Genomic DNA, 19,832 nt, shown 5'->3' on the forward strand with positions numbered 1-19,832 from the left:
AGCTTGATTAATTGCGATAAAAGCGCCAAATTGTTACCTACTTTTAGCCGCACGCCGTTGGGATAAATTAACTCTATCTCATCTTGCGAAGTTTCTTCTTTGATGGCAATGAATTTCCCCGTTTTGGATTTTTTTTCATTGCTTCGTTCTAACCAATAATAAAAAACAGCTTCGCTAATTCCGTTTTCTTTGCAATAAGCGCGTTTGCTTTTTCCACTTTGTTGCCAATGGGCTATCATAGCCAACCTTTGAGTTCTGTTGTCTTGTGTTGTCATGCTACAAAACTAAATCAGCTTTTTAATTAACGCAATATGGGGTTCGTCGGGGGGATACTTTAATTCCATGAATTTCGCTATCCATGATGATATCCCGATAGTCTTCAGGTAACCGCTCAATGAATTTTATGAGACAACAATCCAGACTTTCTGTATTATCAAAATCTGTTTCATGCATTATTTTTTGCATCAGACATTCGGTCAGCTCTGATTTTTTATGATTGGAATTTTTACGGTAATAGTCAATGATGGAATTTCTTGTGATTGTGAAAATCCAGCTTTTTAATTTGCTTTCATCAGTCAGTGATCCTAAATTCTCGTTTATCTTTATAAAAACCTCCTGCAAAACATCAGATGCATCGCCCGTATCATTTATACGGGCCTTAATATAATTGCCCAAAATGATATAAAACTGATTATGAATAGAATTTATCTCCAAATTCATAAATTAAATGTTCTGTTTGTTTAGAAAGCTGGATTAACAACAATTGATTTTATTTCTGAAATTATTCCATACATAGGCAGTTTTTGGAATACATAATAAAATATGAAGAATTGCCATTAGGATAGCTCCCGGCAGTAGATTTATAATTAACAAATTAAAAAAGCTTGGAGATTGATTTATATTAGAAATCATTATTTCTCCATTTTGAAAAGTAAATCTGATGGAGAGATAAACCGCAATTGACGCAAAATGAAACCCATTTACGAATAAATGAACAATATATTCCCAGCGTGGAAGCTCGCCCATAAACTGCCTGCTGTCTTTTTCTATAAAAGCGTCATACCCGAGCACCAGTATATCTAAAAGGACAATGGTTAAGCCTATTACAAAATTAGTATGATTATCTTGTTTCAAGAACAAAAAATAAAGGATTGCCGGAAAGAAAATAGCTCTCAAAGTATGAGTAACGTGCTCAGTTTTACTTTCTTCCCGATTGTGAAGCTGGTATTTGTAAATATGCAGATAAAAGCCATCATACAAGGCCAAGACTGCAAATAGAACAAGAAAGAAGGATGAAATGATAATTGCTGTTTCCATTTTATTTTTAATTGATTATAAAAGCAAAACTATTGGAAAGTATAATTAGCAAAAAGGACAAATGTCCTCGAATTTACTTGGTAATTTCTTTTCTGATCCTGCTCAGCGTCCTGCGTGTTATTCCTAGATAGCTTGCAATATCAGTTACTGAAGCCTTGTTTACAACTGCAGGCTGTTCCTTAAGCATACGCATGTATTTTTCCTTTGCGCTTTCATTGCTCAAAACACTGGCATACTGTTCCATCACCATATACTGCCGCTCAGCAATTGTCCTTCCGATATTCTGCCAGAGAGCACTTTTTTGATAGAGAATCTGCAGGTCATTGTAACTGATTGTTATAAGTTCGGTATCTTCTACAGCCTGAATGGAAAGTTCCGAAGGCTGCTGCGAAATAAAGCTCTTATAGGATGCTGTCAAATTATTTTCTGCACAGAAACAAGAAGTCACTTCTTCGGATTTTTCATTTATGTAATATGTCCTGAGCAGCCCTTTTTTTATAAAAGCGGCTTCATGTGAGGTTTTGCCGATCTCTGCAAAATAACTGTTTCTGGCTAATGTCCTTATTTTGAAATACTGGCTGTAATTTTCAAATTCCTGATCGCTGACAGGGACAATGCTCTTTAAAAATAATTTAAAACTTTCCATAGTAGGTTTTATTTCAATATTTTAATATGCTTTTCTAAGCATAAACGCGTAAATGTCTGGAAGAGGACTTTCCTCAATAGCACGGGCTGTTTTTTCAATATCATAAGGTACTCTTATGAATTCTACTTTAATGCCGTCTTTTTTGGAAAGATTACTGCTTTTTTCAATGGTGATTACTGCATAACAGCAGTCTGGATTTCTATCTTTTGGTTTTCCAACCGACCCTGCATTAATGGCATGAAAATAACTGCCTTTTTTATTAGGATTTTCCAATATGCGATGATAAGGTAAATGAGAATGTCCGCAGATAAGAATGTCTGTATTGGAATCAAGAAAGATGTTAGTGAAATCTTTTTCGTTTTTATCCTCAAGCAAATATTCCTTGTTGCTGTAAGGACTCCCATGGACCATCAAAATTTTTATAAGTTTGTTAGCCGTTTGATATTCAAGTTTAATATGGGCAGGAAGAGCAGAAAGATATTTTATCTGCTCTTTGCCCACAATCTGATATGCATAGCTTTCAATGTCATTTGAACCGTCATTGTGTATCTCGACAGCCTTGACATCGTGATTTCCTGCAAGGGTAGGGATATGCTTTTTACGGATCTCATTGATCACGGCATTGGGGCATAAATTGTAGCCTACTAAATCTCCTAAGCAGTAAACAGCATCAATATTCTGCTCTTCAATACTTTTTAAGGTCTGCTCCAATGCGGGGAAGTTCGCATGTATATCCGATATTATTGCAATTCTCATATTTTTTTAAGCAGTTTCTGCAGATACCTGTTTTGTGAAATACTTCTTTCTGAACCAGAATGCAAGGTTTACTAATGCTATAAGAGCAGGTACTTCTACCAAAGGACCTATAACACCTGCAAATGCCTGGCCGCTGTTTATTCCAAACACGCCGATTGCCACGGCAATGGCAAGTTCAAAATTATTTCCGGTGGCTGTAAAAGCTATAGATGTAGCCTTTGAATAGTCAGCCCCAAAATATTTTCCAGTGAAAAAACTGATGATAAACATTAAAGTAAAGTAAATCACAAGCGGTATTGCAATACGCACGACATCCATAGGGATCTGAATAATAAGTTCCCCTTTCAGGCTAAACATTACAATAATTGTAAAGAGCAACGAAATAAGTGTAATTGGCGAGATAAACGGCACGTACTTATTCTCAAACCATTCAGAACCTTTTAAGGCTATCAAAGCATAACGGCTTATGATTCCCAGAGCAAATGGAATACCTAAATAGATACCGACGCTCTCGGCAATCTGTGAAATGCTGATATTGACTTCGAAGCCATCATATCCAAAATAGGGAGGTAGAATGGTTATAAAAATGTATGCATATACGCTATAAAGCAGCACCTGAAAAATACTGTTAAGCGCGATAAGTCCTGCTGCATACTCACGGTTTCCGTCTGCCAGATCGTTCCATACCACAACCATTGCGATACAGCGTGCCAGACCGATCAGGATCACTCCAATCATGTATTCAGGATATCCGTTCAAAAACAGGAGCGCCAATAAAAACATTAAGACAGGGCCTACGATCCAGTTCAGGAATAAAGAAGCGCCTAAGACTTTAGTGTTTTTGAAAACCTGACCCATCTGCTCGTATTTTACTTTTGCCAGAGGCGGATACATCATCAGGATAAGTCCTATTGCCAATGGAATGTTTGTTGTTCCGCTGGAGAATGAATTGATGAAACCTCCGCTTGAAGGAATAAAGTATCCTATTGCCACGCCTATAGCCATAGCAAGGAAAATCCAAAGGGTTAAGAAGCGGTCAAGGAAGCTTAACTTTTTGCGTCCGACGGCTGGTGCACAATTATTTGCTGACATTTTATTTTTTTATTTGTGAGAATACGTAAAACATTTCAGTTCCTATCTGCAGGCTTCGCTCCAGATAAGTTTCCTTCTGCTGAGGCGTTCCGTCAGAAATTTTTGGATCATCAAAAGTGATCGGGATTCTTTTCTCTGCGCCTGCTATAAACGGGCATCCTCCGTCAGCCTGCGAGCAGGTCATTATTGCTGCGAATCCGCTTTCAGGATTGAAATCATCATCATAGGTTTTGGAAAAACAGATGACAGGAAGTTCATCAGCTGAATATTTTATGGAATAAACCGGGTTTGATCCCTCTGAAAGCGTTTTAATCTTAAATCCTGAATCCTTCAAAGTCTCCGCTGCCATCGGGAAAAGGGCAGTAGCCTCTGTTCCCCCTGAATAGCATGAAACGTTTTTGATGCCGTAATAGGTAGCCGCAGTCTGCGCCCAAACCTGCGAGAGGTGGCTTCTTCTGGAATTATGTGTGCAGATTAGGTTTAGTCTGGTTTCCAGCTTGCTGTCCACTTTAGTCTGAATGAAGTCGATTAATGGCTGCAAGACTGCTTTGCGATCTTCGGAGATCTGCTTAAAATCAAATGATTTAACGGTATTCTCAATTTCTGAATATAACATAGTTTTTTGGCTGTAAAGGTTTATTAATTATCTGTTTAATGATTAGCAGCATCCTCCGCCCGGAGTGCATGAATTAGCATTATCAGTATTTAACTGAGATAATTTTACTTTTGGCTTATCAGATGGAATACCGCACTGCTCCTGAGCAAGGCAGGCAGTCTGTTTATTAAGTAAAGTGAAGTTTTTGCCGTTAAAATCCAAATCGTATTTACCGATAGTAGTGTTCTGGTACTCCACTTCAATTTCATTGTCTTCAATTCCCAATACTTTTTCTGAAAGCTCAATGATGTGGATCAGTTTCTGAGGTTTAAGCCTGTGTTCGTAGTCGTTGGCATCCCAAAGCTGAAAATTTACAACCGTTTCTTTTCTTACTGTTCCTCCGCAGTCGATGAAGTTTTTGGTAACCAAGCCTACTTCGGTTACGTGAAAATATTCCGGTACAAATGTGCCGTCCGGCAGTTCAAAATTTACAGCTTCTACTGTTTTAAGCACTTCTTTAATTTCTGAAAGTTTCATAATTTTTTATATTTAGTTAAACTATATTTTTTATTAAATAATAACAGAGCTTCTTCTTTCAAGAAGCGCAGTATCTCTCCAGATACCATTTTGTTTTCCAATTTTCTCCCTTGTTCCAAGTGTCCTGAAACCTGCTTTTTCATGGATGCGGAGACTTGCTGTATTCTCAGGAAAGATCCCTGCCTGAAGTGTCCAGATTCCTTCTGTTTCGCTTTGTCTGACAAGTTCATTTAAAAGGGTAAGCCCGATTCCTTTTCCTGAATGTGCGGGATCGACATATACGCTTACTTCTGCAACCCCTGCATAAACGCAGCGTGAAGAAACAGGGGTAAGGGCAGCCCATCCAATCACTTTCCCATCTTCCTGCATAGTAATTCTGCAGGATTTAAGATGTGAATTGTCCCAGTACTCCCATGAAGGAGCGCTGGTTTGAAAAGTAGCGTTGCCAGTGTCTATTCCTTTTTGGTAGATTAATTCTACCTGCTGCCAGTCTTCAGCTGTAAGTTTTCTAATTTCCATATCTTGTAGATTAACAGCATTCATTTCTCTTTTTAGCAAGATGATTTGATATATGCTCAAAGAACCCTTTTATCTTTTGCAGTCCAGGTTCATTGATACAGTAGCAGATAGAATTTCCTTCAATACTTCCTTTGATTAAGCCGGCATTTTTTAATTCTTTAAGATGCTGTGAAACCGTAGGCTGTGAAAGAGGAAGTTCATTTACAATATCTCCGCAGATGCATGCATCTACTTTTAATAAATATTCCATAATAGCAATACGCGCAGGATGCCCTAGTGCCTTGGCTAAAACTGCCAGTTCATTCTGGCTGTCGGTAAAGTGATCTGTTTTTGTTGCTCCCATTGTTTTATATTTATATTGCAATATTACGATAATGTTTTTGATTAGCAAAATGATATCGGTTATATTTATTTTTTTAAGAAATATTTCAATAAATTATAACCTTATAATAAAATCAAAACCCCCTAAATCAAAAAGCTTTAGGGGGTGTATCAGTTGGAATTATTTGTAAATATTAGTAATTATTTATACTTAATATTAATACTAATAATATCCGAAGTTATATTTGTAGTTCTAGTATAATGACCATAACGAAGTTCCAGCGTATTCCAATGTTTAAGTCCAAAGACTCCATTTAACGGCGTAAACTTCATGCCCATTCCAAAGAAACTACTGTCAAACTTTGACAAATCATAATTACTGGTGTAGTATTCATCGGCTGGGGTATGTTCACCATATGGTTTGAAATACTTCGTTCCGGTTTGAGTATAATATCTATAAAACGGACTCACTGAAAATGCCTGCGTTAATTTTACCGGAATTTCAAGATCAGCGGTATGGGCCTTTAAGCTCCAATCATCGGTATAATATCTGTAATAGGCGCGAATAATTACATTATCTCCGAAAAAATAACTGGCTCTGATTCCCAGTGGAATTTTAAGTCTGGTATCGGGCATTTTTTCCTGATGAACAGAACCATCTTCAAAATAAACCCTGTGAAATGGAAGACTCAAATAACCATTTTGACTGATAACATCTCCTACAAGCATTATCTGCAGGTCTTTGTTTATAACCTGCGAGTAACTCAAAGTTCCTGCAAAAGTATTTCGGTTGGCACTGCCATAACCTTCTTGGCCTGGTGGACGCAGTTCAACCGGTTCAATTAGTTTTAACTGATCGATAAAGGTTTGAAACTTAGCTGTAAATTCTCCGTTTTTGTCTTTTGTTTTTTGTGAAAAACTAATGTTTCCTCCAAAAGACTGGTAATCAAATTCGGTCGATGATGAAACGCCAATTCCCAGTGTTCTTCCTTTTTCTTCGTTTTCTCTCAGATAAGTTAGAGAAGGGTAGAAGCGGTTGTCTGAAGAGGATGCAGATGAATTGGCACTCAAATCAATCATATCTGATGAGGCAGAGGTATAGTGGTCAATACCTGCTTCAATATCAAAGGTATGCTTTATACCCGTTTCTCCGTACTTGACTAACTTAACATCAATAGTATTGGCGATGTCAGTAAGATGCTCAGAACCAATCCCTCCTGTAACAGCTGAATTGTTCCCGTCCTGGCTATAATAACTCGAAACCAGATTTACTTCTTCCAATTTTAATTTTTTGCTTTTATAACTGGTAGAATCAGTAGGAACGTTTTGCGCTCTTGATTGAAATAATGCCAATAAAGCAAATCCTGTTATGAATATTCTTTTCATTTTTAATTTTATGAAAATTAGTTACAACCGCAGCCGCCGCCGCTTTTTCCTGAATTTGCTCCGGAAGCTCCTTCACGGTAGGATTGAAAGCTGAGTTCTGTCTTTTCGATTTTCCTGTTAGAAAGTACCATTTCAGAATCGTTGATTTTTCCTTTTTGGTATTCTTTTACCGAAGTACAGGAGGTGAGTAGAATGCCTGTAAAAGCAATACTACATAATAATACGAGCGCTTTTTGTTTTGGCTTTTTCATTTCAGATTGATGTTTTTTGAAGTGTAAATTTTATTGTTGTCGTCGATAATAATACAATATAGATCCGGAATCTGGTCAATTAGAAACAATCCTGCCTTAATTCCCATAACCGCTATTGGAGTGGCCATTGCATCAGCAAATTCAGCATTTGAAGCGATAATGGTAACACTTTTTATTCCGGTTATTGGAAGTCCCGTTTTGGGATCAATAGTATGCGAATATTTTTTTCCGTTGATGGTTACGAATTTTTCATAATTTCCAGAAGTGGCAACTGCCTTATTAGATATCTCCATATAAGAAAAAGCAGTATTTGAGGCATCAGGATTGGCTACACCAATAGTCCATTTTTGACCGTTTGGCTGTAGTCCCCAGGCACAGAGATCTCCACTGGCATTTATAATACCACTATGAACATTATTTTTAAGCAGTACTTGTTTAGCCATTTCTGCGGCATAACCTTTTCCGATACCACCAAAACCAATTCGCATTCCTTTTTCTTTTAGAAAAACGGTACAATTCTGTTTGTCAAGAATAATATTTCGGTAATCAATAAGGTGAATCATTTTTTTTGCTGTCTGAGGGTTAGGAAGACTGGTCATTGTTTTGTCAAAATTCCACAGACTTTTGTCAAGACTTCCATACGAAATATCAAAAGCTCCTTGTGTAATTTTCGAAATTCCCGTAGCTCTTTCAATAAGATTAAAGACCTCCTGATCTACTTTGACAGGCTCTATTCCTGCATTTTGATTTATCAGATTGGTTTGACTGTCCTCTTTATAAGTAGTGAACAGTTTTTCGATCCTTCTGATTTCTTCAATGGCAAGATTGATATTCTCATTTCCCGTTTTCGCATTTCCGGCTACAACTGTAATAGTAAAGTTGTTTCCCATGAGTTTTAGGGATTGCGAATATTTTTGATTTTTTAATATGTTACTTTTTGCTATCACAGATTGCTTTTATTTCTGCAGTCCACTCATCAGGTGTAGTTTCAGGTTTGCCGTGCCAGGTTTTGATAACTTTTCCGTCGGCATCCAGAAGAAGGGTAAGAGGAAAACTTCCTTCTTTGTTATAAATTTCGGCTAAATCTTCATTACGTTTTACTTGTTCGGGTGTACCAATATTTTTCTTCTTTCTTGGAAAATCAGCATTTACCAATACTAAATTTGAGTTTGCCATATCACTAAATACCTGGCTCTCTAAATAATCCCTGCGAAGAACAATACACGGACCACACCAATCCGATCCTGAGAAATTGAGCAGAATCAGTTCATGTTTTTCCTTTGCAATTTTTTTCGCATTATTAAAGTCAGGTTCCCAATTTATAGGAATTACTGTCAATAAAAGGAATAAGGTAATTAGTTTCATTTTAAAGTCTTGTTTTAAGGTCTTTACGAAATAACGAATTGTTGTATATCTTATTTTTTTTATTTGCTTAAGATTAGATTAATTTTTACTGGACGAAAAAACAAATCTTTTTAAGGTGTTCAATTAATTTTTAATATTGTCTTACTTCTTCGAGTAAATGTATTAAATCTCTTATTTACGGATAATGACTTACATCACTTTTGAGATTGATGGGGATCATTTGTTTTCCAATCTGCTTTTTTGAATTTTACCTAACTATAAAAAAGGATAATGCTTTGTTTATTATCATTCAAAGCTATAATTTTTAAATTTTTTTGCCATGAAAAAAAATAATGATGTTTTACTTAAAGAAGTAAAAGAAGCGATCAAATGGGAGCCTATTTTAAATTCTAACGACATAGATGTTAGCGTTAATGATGGTATTGTAACCCTTGGAGGTACGGTAGATAATTATACGCAGAAAAAAGAGGCGGAGCAAACTGTTAAAAATATTGCTGGTGTAAAAGCAGTTGTCGACGATGTAAAAGTTGATCTATATTTTTCAGCAATTAAAAGTGATACCGATATAGCTGCATCAGTTGTTAAGGTATTGCGTGAAAACTGGGCCGTTCCTGACCATCTGCTCAAAGTAACAGTAGAGAATGGATGGGTAACACTTGAAGGGATTTTGCACTGGAATTTTCAAAGAAAAGCAGCAGAGAATGCTATTCGTTATTTAGAAGGTGTTAGGGGAGTAATTGATAAAATAAAAATTGAGGCCGAAATAAAAAATGAACTAGAAAAGGAGTTTGTTGAAAAAGCGCTTCGTCGCAGCTGGTTGCTTGATATTGATAATATACGAGTTAGAGTCGATAATAAAACTATTACTCTCAGTGGTATTGTGAGTTCACTATTTCAGAAAGAGGAAGCAGAAAGAATTGCATGGAATACACCTGGTGTATGGTATGTAGATAATGAACTTTTAGTCGAATTTGATTGATTTATGCAAACCTTAAATAAAAAAATATGAAAAGTAATGATATTTTGCAAAGAGAAATTCAGGAAGCGCTCAAATTCGAGCCTTTGCTGCATGCAGCCGAGATTGGAGTTATTGTAAAAGAAGGTGTAGTTACCTTAACAGGAAATGTTGACATGCTTGTTAAAAAAACAGAAGCCCTGCATGCTGCAAAAAAAATTAAAGGTGTAGCAGCAATTGTAGATGAAATTCAGGTTATACTTGAAAAAACTTCCTATACCACTGATCAGGAAATTGCAACTCAAATTGTCACAAAATTGAAAGAGAATCAGGTCGTTCCGCAAAATACGGTTGATATCATTGTAGAAAAAGGCTGTGTAACTGCAGAAGGTATTTTACCATGGAATTTTCAAAGAGAGCTCGCTCTGGAATTAATTAGAAACCAGAAGGGAGTAAGGGAAGTTACCAATAACATTAAACTTAAAAGAGAAGTATTCGATCAGGTAGAGAAAGAATTACTGGAAAAGGCATTACAAAGACATTGGGCGTTTGATACAGATGAGATCGATGTTGAGGTTGCTGGTGCAACTGTACAGTTATCTGGAATCGTTGGGTCAATTTTTCAAAAAGAAGAAGCTGAAAGGATTGCGTATAAAACGCCGGGGGTAATCAAAGTTATCAATCATTTAAAAGTGAACCTTGAACAGCCTTATTTGTGTTAAATAATTAATCGATTGAAATTATGACAGAGCAAGAAACTCAAAGTGATAAGTCAGAAATTAAGTTTTTAGAAGGGCCACAGTCGAGATTTGCTGAACTGAAATTTATAATTATTATTTTATGGGAACTGATAAAATCCTTTCGTAAACTCTATTACATTGGTCCTTGTATCACTTTTTTTGGATCTTCTCGTTTTAAGGAAGATCACGTTTATTATGAATTTACCAAAAAGGCTGCAGGTGAATTTGCCAAACTTGGTTTTACAATAATGACAGGCGGAGGACCAGGTCTTATGGAAGCCGCTAATCGCGGAGCAAAAGAAGTGGGTGGGAAGACTGTTGGATGTAATATTAAACTGCCGGTTGATCAAATGCCTAATTCTTATCTCGATAAATGGGTAGAGGCAAAACATTTTTTTATTCGTAAAATACTTTTGGTAAAATATTCTTTTGCCTTTGTAGTTATGCCTGGAGGTTTTGGAACATTAGATGAATATTTTGAAGCACTTACACTTATACAGACAGGCAAGATTAAAAACTTTCCAATAATAATTTTCAATACACAATACCATAAAGCGCTTATTGAGCATATTAATCTCATGAAAAGTGAGGGAACCATTAATGATGCTGATTCGAAATTATTCATGATTACAGATGATATTGAACAGGCAAGGCTTTTTATAATTGAGCATAGCATTAAAAATTATGGATTAAAACCAAAATTTCACCGTACGCCCATTCAATTGATTTAAGGTTTTTAGCTTTTCATTTTACATTTGTAATTTAAAATTTTAGTCTTTTGAAATCTTTTTTAAGCCAAATGGCCCTATTCTTTCTGTTTATGACTATTATGAATTATATTATTGCTAAGCATATCCTGTATAATTAGTTTTCCATATGCATGTGCAAGACTAGTGGTGTTTAAGGGATTAAAGGATTGTGTCTGTACGGAATATTCTAATTTTTGATCTGGCATTGTAAATAGATTACTTTCCCAAAAATAATAGGTATCATTGACATAATATCCTTCCTGGTAGATTTTAGTGTAAATAGCGTTATAGTAAATAGAGAAGTCATTATCATTATATGGGTCTGTCAAATCATACATACTTTTTAGAGCATAGTACTTTTCTTTTTGTTTATTAAGCAATACAATCGTTAAAACGGCAGCTATATCATCTTGCTCTAATTGTTTTATGATCTCTTTTTCATCTTTTCCTTTAAATGCTTCAATGCCATAAAGTTCAATAGATGGAACGGCATCATAACCAAGATTGCAAAGATCGTCAGCAAGATGATTTTCCATTTGCCACTGAAGCGATTTGTCTGATTCTTTTATCAATCCAACTACGACGATACGACCAGTTTTTAAATTTAGCTTCTCCGAGGCCTGCCATGAACTAATTATAGTTGAGCTGGAGCATTGAACTAAAAAAACAGATAATACTATAATGAACCATATACTTCTTTTCATTGTAATTGTTTTTTGATTACCCAAATTCTATTATAGCGTAAGATTATGATTTCAATCTTGGTTGAAAATAAAGACGCTTTTTAAAAAGTAATATTCAGAGATTGTGAACCATTAAAAGATACTAGTGCTATTACGAAAAAGCAGGATTTTTTAAGATATAAAGTATTGGCAGGTTAAATCGTATATCTGATTTTCCTGCCAATTATTATTTTTTAAATACCAGCATCGGGGTTCTGGTATTAAAACCTTTTTCAGAAGTTTTAAGCGGTTGAAATAATTGCTCCAACCAGTTTCGGTTTTCTTTGGCAAACATGGTTATGATAGATGGTTTTATTGTCATAATATCAATCTGTAAGTGTCGTAATAGAGATACTTCCGGATCTAACTTTTTGAAATGAAAAGATACTTTGTCAGACTTAAATTTATGCTCTATTTTATTGAGTTTTTTGTGGACTTCTTCTTCCTGTGTAAAATAATCATAATGGTATACAGCGATCGAAGCATCAAACGAGGCCCCGAATTTTTTAATCAGCGGCATTTCAGTTTCTATTTTTTCTAAATCTGACGGGTATAAAATAGTACTTAATTTTTTTATTCTGTAATGTCTTGGAACAACCAGAAGTGGGATCGGAGAGTCATGTAAGATTCTGGTCGTATGACTTCCCAATAGCTTATTTACAAGACCACCGCCTCTTGTACTCATACAGATATAATCGGCTTTAATTCTTTTGGCACAATTTAGAATGGCTTCGCTTACATCAAGTTTATTTTCCGCAATATAAGTTGTTTTACCTGGTTGTTTATTGGTTTGTCTGTAGAGCGTATGTACAAATTTTATAAGAGCTTGTTCCTGTTTTTTGTTATCTGGCTCCGGAAGACCTACAAAAGTAACAGCTGAAAAAGGATCAATAATAAATGACGTATTTACATATAGAAATGTAAGTTCATAACCTATTTGAGATGCCAGCTGAATAGCAAAACGTACAGCTACTTTGGAGCTATGAGATAAGTCGGTTGTAACAAGTATTTTTTTCATGCTTTCTAGATTTTTGATCGGGTACGAAGCCCTAATTGTTTTAATTAATGACGAATTCGGTTTATTATTATTTTGAAACAAACTTCATTTCATTAACATAAAGATTCATTTTTTTCCAGTGCTTGTGATCGATTGTCGCGGTATCAATATCAGTAGTCCAGTCAAATCCGGGAAATAATTTTAACCTGTTTACAACGCGTTTTTTATATCCGAATGAAAAGCGATCCCCACGCATTTGAAACTCTATATTCTTATTATCATTCGTCACGTTCTTGTATAAAATTGTTTGTGTTTTCCAGTCACCACCCCAAGTAAGGAAGGATTTAATAAAACATAAAACTCCAACAATAATGAATGCCAGTAACTGTGATTTTGATCTTTTTAATTTTCCAAATAACTGGCTTGCTATAAGTACAAAAGTTAAAGCTGCAATAAAAAGGATGATAAAATGAAGTTTTGAATTATTGATATATAATGGAGTATAACGATTCACTAGCGTAAGTGTAGCAGCTATGAGAAACAGAGTATACAGTATTGTAGTTTTCATATTTTCATATTGTTAATAGGATAAAAAAATTAAAATTTATCTAAGTAATTTACTTCAGATTCTTCTTCATACAGATTTGAAGGTGTGTTTAAATCTTTTTCATATTGTTTGCGATCTTTATTGTTTTGTATAAAGATGTAAATCATCACAATTAAAATGACGATGCTCATAAATGTTAATATGATCCAGCTTGGTTCCATGATATTGCTATTTAAGAGTTAGTTTTTTTTTGGTTTTGTCTTATGTTACTAATCAGAATTACAGCAGTGATTGCTGTAATTGTCATTAAGGTTATTATTGTTTTCATAATTTTTAATTTTAAAAATAATTTTTTTAGGAAAAACTATCAAAATGAACCTCTTTATGCATTTTAAAAAACTGGGATAAAAGGGAGAACTTCATCTCCCTTTTAAAGTTATTCTGATATGGCATACTTATGTTCCACAACAAGCTGATTATTGACGGACCAGATTCCCGGGGTTTTCCAAACTATTTTTTCTGCAAGATCTTTTTGAAAAAGTGAAGAAACAGCTCCTGTCAATGTCACGGTTGTACCATCGACTTTAATGAATATGTTCTCAGAGTGCAGTGTCCAATTGCTTTCTAAGGCTTTTACAATATTTTTTTTCTCAATTTCATCCTGTATTTCAGATTTTATTTTGATACGATTGGTTACGCCTTTCACACCTGTAAGATGGCCGACGGATTTATTGGCGGCTTCTTTTTGATAATTCCAGGTTACCTGACCCTCAAGCGTAACCCAGCCTTTTTCAACTTTAATCTGAATCTTTTCCTGAGGTACATTCCAGTTATCTGTTAAAGCCTTCAAGACATCGTTGGCAATATCTTCATCAGACTTGTTATTGCTGGAATATTTGATTTCTATTTCCTCAACAACCGCTTTGACGCCATCAACATTTTTGGCGGCATTTTCAGCCTCAATTTTTTTATAATAAGCGTCTACAGTTCCCATTAGGGTTACTACACCATCTTTTGCAGTTACACCAATTTCTGCGGCATGCAGCTGTGGTTCCCATTTAATGGCGTCTTGAACATCTCTTTGTAATTCTTCATTTGTTTTCATATTATTTTCATTTAGATAGTTGCTTAATTTGAGTTTATAGTGTTTTATTTGTTAGAGGTGAAAAGCTTCGTTCTCTAATAGAGCGCGGTTCTCTTTTTCCTCTATTGAATTTTCTTTAGGAATATGAGTATTAAGTGTGGTTCTCATAATTTCAATGTTGGCATTTGTTTCCTGAGCAAGCAGCACATATTTACGGGCTTTTACTTCGGTTTTATATTTTATGGTTTTGTCTTTTGAAAATCCCATACCTATTAATGGCAACGTAGCTCCCAGAAGTACGGCGACACAGGCATATATAATGGGTATTCTAAAGTAGGGAAGATTGGCAGTGAGGTTGAAAATAAAAAGTAATCCAAACAATAACCCGCATAGCCCTATGGCAAATAATCCGGTAGTACTCCATTTTTCCATTTTATCGTAAATGTTAAAGTATCCAAGAACATTTTGTTCCGTATAGCAATCTTTACCAATTATTGAAAGTTTTGTAATATCGTAACCACTTTTTTTTAATTTTTTGATTGCATCCTCTGCCTGCTGCAGTGATTTATAATGTGCTACGAATAAATGTTGATTTTCCATGGCTGTCATTTTTTTAGTTAGTATAAGATTTTATTAGGTTTTTAGAAATTAGAAGCTTGTGGAACTCTTAAATCTAAAATTTACCGTTAATTTCTTTTGCTATGTAAAATTGCATTAAAGCACAAAGAATAAAAATGATCTGAATCATTTGTAATAATGACTTTTAGCACTTCTGTTTTTAGTTTTTAATTTAGTACCTGATAAAAGATATGTTGGATATCATTTATTTCTAGTGAACAACTAACTAATTTAGTTATTATGAAAACTTCACAGGAATATCAGGTAGATTTGGAATGTCAGCTAAATGGAACTGCAAAAGTAAGTGCCGTTATCTTTAATAATGATATAGAAGTATCATCTTATTCCTGTTTAAAAAATCTCGATGAAAATACGTGGTCAGCAGAACATCTATTTCTCGCCGCCGTAGAAAGTTTTTATATGACTGTATTTTTTAATACAGCCAGACATAAAGGATTAAAATTTAAAAGATTCAAAAGTAGCGCCCGTGCGTCTATACTACTATCAGATGAATTTTCAGAGATAACTGATATTGTTCTAAGACCTATGGCTGTTATTGAGGGAAGTAAAATGATCAACAAAACATTGAAAATTTTCTCAATTTGTAAAGAACATTGTTGGTTTTAAAGGCATTAAAAGTACGACTGCACATCTTTCCATCGGTTAGTCTGGAATAAAAAAGCTATACTTTTTCAATACTTGAAGCCGCTGTTTAAAGCAAAACTTATTTTGTACCTTTAAGATATTATACTGTGATCTAATACATGTACATAACCTATGAATGAAAAGGAACAAGAATTACAGGGACTAAGTATCGAAGAGGTAGTTGATTTTAGAGCAAAATTTGGAATCAATAAGTATAATTATAAAATAGAGAACAGGTTTTTAGCTTTCCTAAAAAGCATTTTTGCAGAACCAATGATTCTTTTATTACTCGTTGCCGCAGGAATTTATTTTATCAATAGTCAATATAGCGACGCAGTATTTCTTACCGTTTCAATTTTACTAATTGCAGCCATATCACTTTATCAGGAAAAAAGAAGCCAAAATGCTTTGGCAAAATTACAGGAATTTACAGAACCTTTGTGCAAAGTTATTCGTGAGGGTAAACAGCAAAATATTAAAACACAAGATATTGTCGTTAGTGATTTGGTAATTGTGGAAGAAGGAGGATTGGTTCCTGCTGATGGAATCATCATGAGTTCAAATGATTTTTCAGTAAACGAATCAATACTCACCGGTGAATCAATGAGTGTTTTTAAAGATAAAGATAAAGAAGATCACAAAGTTTTTTCGGGAACTACAGTTGTCAGCGGATTGGCCATAATTAAAGTAACAGAAATAGGAAATGAAACAAGGCTGGGTAAAATAGGAAGCAGCCTGGAAGCTATTGCCGAAGAAAAGACGCCATTAGAACTTCAGATTGGGAATTTTATAAAAAAGATGGTTTTTGTTGGAGTTCTGATTTTTATTCTGGTCTGGGCTATCAATTATGTCAGATTGGGTAATGTTTTGGGAAGTCTTTTGGTAGCGCTCACCTTAGCAATGAGTATATTACCAGAGGAGATTCCGGTTGCTTTTACAACATTTATGGCATTGGGAGCGCGCAGGTTAATGAAAATGGGCATCGTAGTCAAACAAATGAAAACAGTTGAAACACTAGGCAGCGCCACCATTATTTGTACAGACAAAACGGGAACCATAACTCAGAATAAAATGGAATTAGCGAGTCTTTACTTGCCCTCTGGATTAGACGCAGAAGTTAATACTTTTGGAGAATCAAAAGAAACTGAGGATCTTATAATGACAGCTATGTGGGCAAGTGAACCCATACCTTTTGATCCGATGGAAATAGCACTTCATAATACTTATAAAAAGTTTACAGCTAAAGATTTGACTGCCAACTTTAAAATGATTCATGAATATCCGTTATCAGGTAGGCCGCCCATGATGACTCATATTTTTGAAGATGATGGAGGAAATCGAATTATTGCTGCAAAAGGAGCACCTGAAGCAATTTTTGAAGTTTGCCATCTTACAAACGAAACCAGAGAAATTGTCCTATTGGCTATGGATAAACTAACCGGAAAAGGATACAGGGTTCTTGGAGTTGCTCAAGGCTCTTTGGAAGGAAATAATTATCCTGAAAAACAGCAGGAAATTCCATTTATATTTAAAGGCTTAGTTGCTTTTTATGATCCGCCTAAGGATAATATTTCAGAGGTATTACAGTCTTTTTATAAAGCCGGAATTGGGGTGAAGATTATTACAGGAGATAATGCCCGTACAACAAACGCAATTGCTCAGCAGATCGGTTTTAAGGGATTTGATAAAGCCATTACAGGCGATGAGCTAATGAAGTTGAGTGATTCGGAATTACAAACTAGAGTAATGGATATCAATTTGTTTAGTCGAATGTTTCCCGAAGCCAAACTAAGAATTGTCAACGCTCTCAAAGCAAATGGACAAATTGTAGCCATGACCGGTGACGGCGTAAATGACGGACCTTCACTTAAAGCAGCCCACATCGGTATTGCCATGGGGAAAAAAGGGACAGCTATAGCAAAAGATGCTGCCTCCCTTATTCTGGTAGAAGATGATCTTTCTAAAATGGTAGATGCCGTAGCAATGGGAAGGAGAATTTACACGAATCTAAAAAAGGCAATTCAGTACATTATATCAATACATATACCCATAATTCTGATCGTTTTTATTCCACTTGCTTTAGGATGGATTTATCCGAATATATTCAGTCCACTACATGTAATTCTGCTCGAACTTATTATGGGACCAACCTGTTCGATACTCTATGAGAATGAACCTACTGAAGCCGATACCATGCAAAGAGGACCAAGAGCATTGATATCTACTTTTTTTAAAACAAAAGAATTGATAACGAGTATTTTGCAGGGAGTTGTTATTAGTATTGGAGTATTAAGTATATATCAATGGTCAGTTTACAATCAATGGAATGAAGACACTACACGAAGCATGGTTTTTTTGACTTTGATTACGGCTAATGTTCTACTCACACTGGTAAACCGATCTTTTTATTATTCATTATGGGTAACAGTTCACTATAAAAATTTTATGGTTTCGCTTTTAATAGGCATTACGGTGCTTTTGGTTATACTATTATTTGCAGTACCTTTTTTACGTTCTTTATTTAATTTTGAAATGCCTACAGTTTTTCAGCTTATTGTATGTGTATTGGCAGGATCAGTATCCGTATTATGGTTTGAGGTTCCAAAATATTTTAGAAGGAAATGAAAAATCTTCTAGATTTCTATTTCGCTTCCTATGATCGGAACACGACACTTAAAACCATATCTATCCTGAATTTTAATTCGAAGTTCATCTGCCGGAAGATTTTCTCCATGTACTAAATAAATGCATTTGGGAACATTTTTAAGAGATGAAAGCCAGTTTACAAGATCTTCCTGATCTCCGTGAGCAGAGAGTCCTTCAATCTGAACTATTTTAGCTTCTACGTTGTAGTAGTTTCCGTATATTTTAATTTCATCGGCACCTTCAAGAAGTCTTCTTCCACGAGTGCCCTCTGCCTGATAGCCTACCATTACAACAGTAGTTTTCTCCAGGTCTATATAATGCTCGAAATAGGATAATACTCGACCTCCTGTGGCCATTCCGCTAGCAGCAATGATTACCTTGGGCTGAGGATCTTCAATGATTCGCATAGTCTGTTCGTATTCAGAAACTATTTTAAACATTTTGCACATTTCATGACAGTCATTAGCAGAGAGTTTGTGCCATTGCATATTCTGTAAAAAAATATCCAGGACACTGGCGCCCATCGGAGTATCGAGAATGTAGGGAACATCTGGAATTCTGCCTTCAATTTTAAGTTGCCATATTAAGTACATTATAGATTGTGCTCTTTCTACAGCAAATCCTGGAATAATAACAGTTCCTTTTTGTTCTATAGTGGTATTGATATAGTTTTCAAGCTCTTTTTTTGCATCCAGATCCAGATGAATACGGTTACCATAAGTACTTTCTAAAAAAAGATAATCACCTAGTATGGGTTTTGTTGGCGGAAACATCAAGACATCATCATCACGTCCTATGTCACCTGAAAAAACCAAAGTTTTGCCTTCAAGTATTAGTGTAATAGTGCAGGCACCAATAATATGTCCTGCACCAGTATAAGTAGCAGTAATATCAGAAGAAATGTCTGTTGAAGTATCTGGTTGTAAGATTTTAAAATAGGGAAGAACAGCTTCAGCTTGCTCTAAAGTATAGAGTGGTTCTGCCTTTTCATGTTTAGAATAATGTTCTTTGTTGGCTTTGTTGGCTTCTTCTTCCTGAATTTTAGCGCTGTCTAAAAGAACAAGTTTGGCCACATCTCTAGTAGGAGAGGTGCAATATATTTTACCTGTGAATCCCTGTGCAACCAATCTTGGAAGCCATCCGCAATGATCCAGGTGACCGTGTGTTAGTAGCACATAATCTATTGTTGAGGGCAAAACTGGCAAAGGCTCCCAGTTAAGTTGTCTGAGCGCCTTAAGCCCTTGAAAAAGCCCACAATCAATCAATATTCTTATACCATTACTTTCTATGAGTGTCTTTGAGCCTGTTACGGTTCCGGCGCCTCCAATAAATTTTATTTTCATC

At 35.3% G+C, this 19,832-nt stretch carries 26 protein-coding genes; 5 read left to right on the plus strand and 21 right to left on the minus strand.

The genetic code is table 11. The features are described from left to right. From tnpA to B3J44_RS13925, 14 genes are all read right to left on the minus strand, one after another. A partial coding sequence (gene tnpA / locus B3J44_RS13860; RefSeq protein ID WP_286968973.1) for an IS66 family insertion sequence element accessory protein TnpA occupies positions 1-275 on the minus strand: 275 nt, incomplete at its 3' end. Between the two features lie 22 nt (positions 276-297). Beyond that, positions 298-720 (minus strand): sigma-70 family RNA polymerase sigma factor, encoded by a 423-nt coding sequence (locus B3J44_RS13865; RefSeq protein ID WP_286968974.1) that lies wholly within the window; start codon positions 718-720, stop codon positions 298-300. A 33-nt stretch (positions 721-753) separates the two neighbouring features. Next, positions 754-1,317, minus strand: coding sequence for a hypothetical protein (locus B3J44_RS13870; RefSeq protein ID WP_286968975.1), 564 nt, complete (start codon positions 1,315-1,317; stop codon positions 754-756). 73 nt (positions 1,318-1,390) lie between these two features. Further along, a complete protein-coding gene (locus B3J44_RS13875; RefSeq protein WP_012026394.1) occupies positions 1,391-1,963 on the minus strand; it encodes a Crp/Fnr family transcriptional regulator in 573 nt (190 codons plus the stop codon). Positions 1,964-1,984: 21 nt separating this feature from the next. Continuing rightward, on the minus strand, positions 1,985-2,719 hold the full coding sequence (locus tag B3J44_RS13880; RefSeq protein WP_012026393.1) for a metallophosphoesterase family protein: 735 nt from the start codon (positions 2,717-2,719) through the stop codon (positions 1,985-1,987). 6 nt (positions 2,720-2,725) lie between these two features. Then, positions 2,726-3,811 (minus strand): ACR3 family arsenite efflux transporter, encoded by a 1,086-nt coding sequence (gene arsB, locus B3J44_RS13885; RefSeq protein ID WP_012026392.1) that lies wholly within the window; start codon positions 3,809-3,811, stop codon positions 2,726-2,728. A gap of 1 nt (position 3,812) precedes the next feature. Further along, positions 3,813-4,427, minus strand: a complete 615-nt coding sequence (locus tag B3J44_RS13890; protein WP_286968979.1) for a low molecular weight phosphatase family protein — start codon at positions 4,425-4,427, stop codon at positions 3,813-3,815. A gap of 42 nt (positions 4,428-4,469) precedes the next feature. Further along, complete coding sequence (locus tag B3J44_RS13895) at positions 4,470-4,943, minus strand: DUF6428 family protein (protein ID WP_008463724.1); 474 nt, start codon at positions 4,941-4,943, stop codon at positions 4,470-4,472. A 33-nt stretch (positions 4,944-4,976) separates the two neighbouring features. After that, entirely contained in the window at positions 4,977-5,486 is a 510-nt protein-coding gene (locus B3J44_RS13900; RefSeq protein WP_349678298.1) for a GNAT family N-acetyltransferase, read from the minus strand. Next, complete coding sequence (locus B3J44_RS13905) at positions 5,473-5,805, minus strand: ArsR/SmtB family transcription factor (protein WP_056199462.1); 333 nt, start codon at positions 5,803-5,805, stop codon at positions 5,473-5,475. Before B3J44_RS13905 ends, B3J44_RS13900 begins: the two co-directional genes overlap by 14 nt. A gap of 179 nt (positions 5,806-5,984) precedes the next feature. Beyond that, positions 5,985-7,169, minus strand: coding sequence for a DUF3570 domain-containing protein (locus B3J44_RS13910; RefSeq protein WP_286968981.1), 1,185 nt, complete (start codon positions 7,167-7,169; stop codon positions 5,985-5,987). Positions 7,170-7,186: 17 nt separating this feature from the next. Beyond that, the gene (locus B3J44_RS13915) at positions 7,187-7,420 is read right to left on the minus strand and encodes a DUF4266 domain-containing protein (protein ID WP_056191669.1); all 234 of its coding nucleotides are present in this window, start codon (positions 7,418-7,420) and stop codon (positions 7,187-7,189) included. Then, positions 7,417-8,310, minus strand: a complete 894-nt coding sequence (locus B3J44_RS13920; RefSeq protein WP_286968982.1) for an FAD:protein FMN transferase — start codon at positions 8,308-8,310, stop codon at positions 7,417-7,419. The genes B3J44_RS13915 and B3J44_RS13920 overlap by 4 nt, the downstream gene beginning before the upstream one ends. Before the next feature lie 40 nt (positions 8,311-8,350). Further along, positions 8,351-8,785: a thioredoxin family protein gene (locus tag B3J44_RS13925; protein ID WP_286968983.1), complete on the minus strand. Its 435-nt coding sequence runs from the start codon at positions 8,783-8,785 to the stop codon at positions 8,351-8,353. Positions 8,786-9,104: 319 nt separating this feature from the next. Between B3J44_RS13925 and B3J44_RS13930 the strand changes: the two genes are divergently transcribed. The 3 genes from B3J44_RS13930 to B3J44_RS13940 are packed head-to-tail and all read left to right on the plus strand — an operon-like array spanning position 9,105 to position 11,211. Beyond that, the gene (locus B3J44_RS13930) at positions 9,105-9,764 is read left to right on the plus strand and encodes a BON domain-containing protein (RefSeq protein WP_194655990.1); all 660 of its coding nucleotides are present in this window, start codon (positions 9,105-9,107) and stop codon (positions 9,762-9,764) included. A 44-nt stretch (positions 9,765-9,808) separates the two neighbouring features. After that, positions 9,809-10,462, plus strand: a complete 654-nt coding sequence (locus B3J44_RS13935) for a BON domain-containing protein (RefSeq protein ID WP_286968984.1) — start codon at positions 9,809-9,811, stop codon at positions 10,460-10,462. A 20-nt stretch (positions 10,463-10,482) separates the two neighbouring features. Then, positions 10,483-11,211, plus strand: a complete 729-nt coding sequence (locus B3J44_RS13940) for a TIGR00730 family Rossman fold protein (RefSeq protein WP_286968986.1) — start codon at positions 10,483-10,485, stop codon at positions 11,209-11,211. 74 nt (positions 11,212-11,285) lie between these two features. Here B3J44_RS13940 and B3J44_RS13945 read toward each other — a convergent pair whose 3' ends face one another. From B3J44_RS13945 to B3J44_RS13970, 6 genes are all read right to left on the minus strand, one after another. Further along, a complete protein-coding gene (locus B3J44_RS13945) occupies positions 11,286-11,933 on the minus strand; it encodes a hypothetical protein (RefSeq protein WP_286968989.1) in 648 nt (215 codons plus the stop codon). Positions 11,934-12,138: 205 nt separating this feature from the next. Beyond that, positions 12,139-12,969: a universal stress protein gene (locus B3J44_RS13950; RefSeq protein ID WP_286968991.1), complete on the minus strand. Its 831-nt coding sequence runs from the start codon at positions 12,967-12,969 to the stop codon at positions 12,139-12,141. Between the two features lie 67 nt (positions 12,970-13,036). Further along, positions 13,037-13,516 (minus strand): hypothetical protein, encoded by a 480-nt coding sequence (locus B3J44_RS13955; RefSeq protein WP_286968992.1) that lies wholly within the window; start codon positions 13,514-13,516, stop codon positions 13,037-13,039. 29 nt (positions 13,517-13,545) lie between these two features. Further along, a complete protein-coding gene (locus B3J44_RS13960; RefSeq protein WP_286968993.1) occupies positions 13,546-13,716 on the minus strand; it encodes a hypothetical protein in 171 nt (56 codons plus the stop codon). A gap of 215 nt (positions 13,717-13,931) precedes the next feature. Further along, positions 13,932-14,600 carry a BON domain-containing protein gene (locus tag B3J44_RS13965; protein WP_286968994.1) on the minus strand — a complete coding sequence of 223 codons (669 nt, stop codon included), beginning with the start codon at positions 14,598-14,600 and terminating at the stop codon, positions 13,932-13,934. A 51-nt stretch (positions 14,601-14,651) separates the two neighbouring features. After that, positions 14,652-15,179, minus strand: coding sequence for a hypothetical protein (locus B3J44_RS13970; protein ID WP_286968995.1), 528 nt, complete (start codon positions 15,177-15,179; stop codon positions 14,652-14,654). Positions 15,180-15,437: 258 nt separating this feature from the next. Here B3J44_RS13970 and B3J44_RS13975 point away from each other — a divergent pair, with 258 nt between their 5' ends. Together B3J44_RS13975 and B3J44_RS13980 are read left to right on the plus strand one after the other, a co-directional pair. Continuing rightward, positions 15,438-15,824, plus strand: coding sequence for a hypothetical protein (locus B3J44_RS13975; protein WP_286968996.1), 387 nt, complete (start codon positions 15,438-15,440; stop codon positions 15,822-15,824). 150 nt (positions 15,825-15,974) lie between these two features. Beyond that, positions 15,975-18,467: a cation-translocating P-type ATPase gene (locus tag B3J44_RS13980; RefSeq protein WP_286968997.1), complete on the plus strand. Its 2,493-nt coding sequence runs from the start codon at positions 15,975-15,977 to the stop codon at positions 18,465-18,467. A gap of 8 nt (positions 18,468-18,475) precedes the next feature. Here the strand turns inward: B3J44_RS13980 and B3J44_RS13985 are convergent, their stop codons facing one another. After that, on the minus strand, positions 18,476-19,831 hold the full coding sequence (locus B3J44_RS13985) for an MBL fold metallo-hydrolase (protein ID WP_286968998.1): 1,356 nt from the start codon (positions 19,829-19,831) through the stop codon (positions 18,476-18,478). Position 19,832: the final 1 nt, after the last annotated feature.

It is taken from the genome of Flavobacterium sp. UBA4854 (assembly GCF_002399805.1).
Classification (GTDB): domain Bacteria; phylum Bacteroidota; class Bacteroidia; order Flavobacteriales; family Flavobacteriaceae; genus Flavobacterium; species Flavobacterium ginsengisoli.

Bases quoted from the DNA above. Each gene is read 5' to 3' on its own strand.
- B3J44_RS13865 (WP_286968974.1), bottom strand. From the start codon at position 720: ATGAATTTGGAGATAAATTCTATTCATAATCAGTTTTATATCATTTTG.
- B3J44_RS13870 (WP_286968975.1), bottom strand. From the start codon at position 1,317: ATGGAAACAGCAATTATCATTTCATCCTTCTTTCTTGTTCTATTTGCA.
- B3J44_RS13875 (WP_012026394.1), bottom strand. From the start codon at position 1,963: ATGGAAAGTTTTAAATTATTTTTAAAGAGCATTGTCCCTGTCAGCGAT.
- B3J44_RS13880 (WP_012026393.1), bottom strand. From the start codon at position 2,719: ATGAGAATTGCAATAATATCGGATATACATGCGAACTTCCCCGCATTG.
- arsB (WP_012026392.1), bottom strand. From the start codon at position 3,811: ATGTCAGCAAATAATTGTGCACCAGCCGTCGGACGCAAAAAGTTAAGC.
- B3J44_RS13890 (WP_286968979.1), bottom strand. From the start codon at position 4,427: ATGTTATATTCAGAAATTGAGAATACCGTTAAATCATTTGATTTTAAG.
- B3J44_RS13895 (WP_008463724.1), bottom strand. From the start codon at position 4,943: ATGAAACTTTCAGAAATTAAAGAAGTGCTTAAAACAGTAGAAGCTGTA.
- B3J44_RS13900 (WP_349678298.1), bottom strand. From the start codon at position 5,486: ATGAATGCTGTTAATCTACAAGATATGGAAATTAGAAAACTTACAGCT.
- B3J44_RS13905 (WP_056199462.1), bottom strand. From the start codon at position 5,805: ATGGGAGCAACAAAAACAGATCACTTTACCGACAGCCAGAATGAACTG.
- B3J44_RS13910 (WP_286968981.1), bottom strand. From the start codon at position 7,169: ATGAAAAGAATATTCATAACAGGATTTGCTTTATTGGCATTATTTCAA.
- B3J44_RS13915 (WP_056191669.1), bottom strand. From the start codon at position 7,420: ATGAAAAAGCCAAAACAAAAAGCGCTCGTATTATTATGTAGTATTGCT.
- B3J44_RS13920 (WP_286968982.1), bottom strand. From the start codon at position 8,310: ATGGGAAACAACTTTACTATTACAGTTGTAGCCGGAAATGCGAAAACG.
- B3J44_RS13925 (WP_286968983.1), bottom strand. From the start codon at position 8,785: ATGAAACTAATTACCTTATTCCTTTTATTGACAGTAATTCCTATAAAT.
- B3J44_RS13930 (WP_194655990.1), top strand. From the start codon at position 9,105: ATGAAAAAAAATAATGATGTTTTACTTAAAGAAGTAAAAGAAGCGATC.
- B3J44_RS13940 (WP_286968986.1), top strand. From the start codon at position 10,483: ATGACAGAGCAAGAAACTCAAAGTGATAAGTCAGAAATTAAGTTTTTA.
- B3J44_RS13945 (WP_286968989.1), bottom strand. From the start codon at position 11,933: ATGAAAAGAAGTATATGGTTCATTATAGTATTATCTGTTTTTTTAGTT.
- B3J44_RS13950 (WP_286968991.1), bottom strand. From the start codon at position 12,969: ATGAAAAAAATACTTGTTACAACCGACTTATCTCATAGCTCCAAAGTA.
- B3J44_RS13955 (WP_286968992.1), bottom strand. From the start codon at position 13,516: ATGAAAACTACAATACTGTATACTCTGTTTCTCATAGCTGCTACACTT.
- B3J44_RS13960 (WP_286968993.1), bottom strand. From the start codon at position 13,716: ATGGAACCAAGCTGGATCATATTAACATTTATGAGCATCGTCATTTTA.
- B3J44_RS13965 (WP_286968994.1), bottom strand. From the start codon at position 14,600: ATGAAAACAAATGAAGAATTACAAAGAGATGTTCAAGACGCCATTAAA.
- B3J44_RS13970 (WP_286968995.1), bottom strand. From the start codon at position 15,179: ATGGAAAATCAACATTTATTCGTAGCACATTATAAATCACTGCAGCAG.
- B3J44_RS13975 (WP_286968996.1), top strand. From the start codon at position 15,438: ATGAAAACTTCACAGGAATATCAGGTAGATTTGGAATGTCAGCTAAAT.
- B3J44_RS13980 (WP_286968997.1), top strand. From the start codon at position 15,975: ATGAATGAAAAGGAACAAGAATTACAGGGACTAAGTATCGAAGAGGTA.
- B3J44_RS13985 (WP_286968998.1), bottom strand. From the start codon at position 19,831: ATGAAAATAAAATTTATTGGAGGCGCCGGAACCGTAACAGGCTCAAAG.